A 2,351-nucleotide genomic window follows, 5' to 3' on the forward strand; every position below is an offset into this window, starting at 1 on the left:
CCATCACAGAGCCCGTAGGATAAGTCCGTCTGGGGAAAGGGGAAGCCAGCTCAAAACCTGATTTGTGCAACAGAGCCGTTCCGCGGGCATAAAAGGGCTTCCTCTCAAGAAAATTCATTCGAATTTAAGTGTCGCGATAGATGCTTTGCAACAGCAATGCAACTTTGCTCAGGGCCTGCAACAAGCTCCACCTTCTGAGATGACGCTGCGCGATGCTACGAAAGACCGGTTTGGGAAGGCACTCCGCAGCGGCGGGCAACGCCATGAGTGGCGGCTTGGGGCCGAAGGGTCAGGAGGTGTGATGGCAGACAGCTCGGGAACCACGCTCGCTCCCCTGTACATAGCTAACCTTCTCACGCTTTGCTGCCGAGGGTCCGATTGGGTCAGAAATGCTTGGCATTTGGGTCGGAATTGCTTGGCACGGCCCACTGACAAGATTCAGAAAATTCGCCGCCAAGAGTCGGAAATGCGCGGCATTCGACACCCCCCTGTTGAACGTCAGACGAAATTGACCTAGGGTCAGGACTCATAGCCAATAGATGACGAGTGCAGCAAGTGCGATGGTTTATAGGAAGACCTTCGGTCATCGGTCGTAGCGTGTCGCCACACGCCGCCAATCTTTCAGCCTGCCAAACATGATCTCGATCCGATTGCGGCGCTTGTATCGACGTTTGTCGTATTTGATTGTTGTCTTGCGTTGCTTTCGGCCCGGTATGCACGGACGTATCCCTTTGCCTTGCAACGCTTCTCTGAACCAGTCGGCGTCATATCCGCGGTCACCGAGTAGCCAATCGACCTTCGGCAGACTGCCGACCAAAGCCCGTGCGCCCATGTAATCCCTGACCTGACCAGCCCTCACGAACAGATTCAGCGGGCGGCCGTGGCTGTCGCAGATGGCGTGCAGCTTTGTGTTCATGCCGCCCTTGGTGCTACCAATCAGGCGACCACGCCCCCCCTTTTTGACGCCCAAACTGGTCGCTGTGAGGTGAGCCTTTAAGTAAGTTGCGTCGATCATCACAGTCTTCTCTTCAAGGTGTTCGGCGGCTAGCCCCACCATCATACGAGCGAAAATACCCTTGTCGCTCCACCGCTTCCACCGGTTGTACAGCGTCTTTTGCGGGCCGTAGGCGGCGGGTGCATCGCGCCACCGTAAGCCATTGTGATTGATGAATATAACCCCACTCAAAACGCGCCTATCATCAACGCGTGGTTTTCCGTGGGGCTTGGGAAAGAAAGGTTTCAGACGCGCCATCTGGGCATCACTTAACCAGAAAAGATCAGACATGTTCACCGCTCGTTTTTGAGCCGTGAATCATGACGCTAGCCGAAAATCAATGGGTCCTGACCCTAGAATAAAGGGACCCTCCCATCACGGGAAGGACCCTTCTAGTTCTATTCGCCATCAACACTGTGCTGCAGCGAGTGGGGCAGCATTACCCTTGATTGTAGGATTGGCCCTCAGCGGTGTTACCAATGCCCGGCTCCAACACGTCGGAGAGCTCGGCTTCGTCAATTTCAGCCATGTCCGCGACACCGTCTTTGTTCACGTCGACTTCCTCGAAGACCTTCTTGGTAAGCGATGGGTACTCTTCCTTCAGTTCAGAGAAGGTCAGTGCACCTGCCTCGTCCACACCATTCGGAGATGGGTCATAGGTGCCGTTGTCCGGTGCAACGCTCAACTCTTCGTTCAGGACACCCGACTGCTCGGCTTCGTCAACCTCTGCCATATCGGCCACACCGTCTTTGTTCACGTCTACCTGCTCAAAGACTTTGCGGTCGAGCGCGGGATAAGACTCTTTCATTTCATTTAAGGTCTGGGCGTCCGCTGTGTTGAGATCAGCCATTGCCGGAGCAGCCATCAGGGCGGAGATCGCGGCCGTGGTCAGTGCAAAACGTTTCATAGTTGTCCTCCTTTTCAGGATCGCAGTGTTTCGTTAGAGGCTTGTGCCTCCGTTGCAAGCCATCAACACGCCACATCCAATGTTGTTCCTGATAATCTTGCTTCAGTGAGGAAGACGTGATCGGAGCGCTTATATCTCAATCTAGTGGACACCGCACAGACGTCTGGCCACGCACTCCAAATGCTTCCGGATGGCTCTGTTGCACAAATCGGCTGAGTGCCGAGGTTCCCCTTTCCCCGGACGGACTTATCTCACAGCTTCCGCGACGGGTATTCCGAGCGCAGTGTAGCTGTTCAAGACCGCGATGCGGACCTGGATCTCGGGAAGTGCCGCGCCATGAGCCGCTGCCCCAGCAGCTTCACACATGCATCCAATCGTCGGGACAACGATCCCCCGGATCGTTTTCTGATGCCTCCGCATATCTCGACGCGGCTCCTGCGGTGGTATCCG

General features: G+C 55.5%; 2 protein-coding genes and 1 pseudogene. All 3 read right to left on the reverse strand.

Annotated features, from left to right (window positions below):
• Positions 1 to 583 precede the first annotated feature (583 nt).
• Positions 584 to 1,285: an IS5 family transposase gene (locus tag R0J92_RS21295; RefSeq protein WP_411053110.1), complete on the reverse strand. Its 702-nt coding sequence runs from the start codon at positions 1,283 to 1,285 to the stop codon at positions 584 to 586.
• Positions 1,286 to 1,433: 148 nt separating this feature from the next.
• Positions 1,434 to 1,901, reverse strand: a complete 468-nt coding sequence (locus R0J92_RS21300) for a hypothetical protein (protein ID WP_411053111.1) — start codon at positions 1,899 to 1,901, stop codon at positions 1,434 to 1,436.
• A gap of 246 nt (positions 1,902 to 2,147) precedes the next feature.
• Positions 2,148 to 2,351: pseudogene (locus R0J92_RS21305) on the reverse strand (hypothetical protein); the annotation flags it as partial.

The sequence above is a fragment of the Tritonibacter sp. SIMBA_163 genome (genome assembly GCF_046535935.1).
Lineage (GTDB): Bacteria > Pseudomonadota > Alphaproteobacteria > Rhodobacterales > Rhodobacteraceae > Epibacterium > Epibacterium scottomollicae.

Excerpts from the sequence above, each read along its gene's own strand:
- R0J92_RS21295 (WP_411053110.1), bottom strand. The coding sequence starts at position 1,285 with ATGTCTGATCTTTTCTGGTTAAGTGATGCCCAGATGGCGCGTCTGAAA.
- R0J92_RS21300 (WP_411053111.1), bottom strand. The coding sequence starts at position 1,901 with ATGAAACGTTTTGCACTGACCACGGCCGCGATCTCCGCCCTGATGGCT.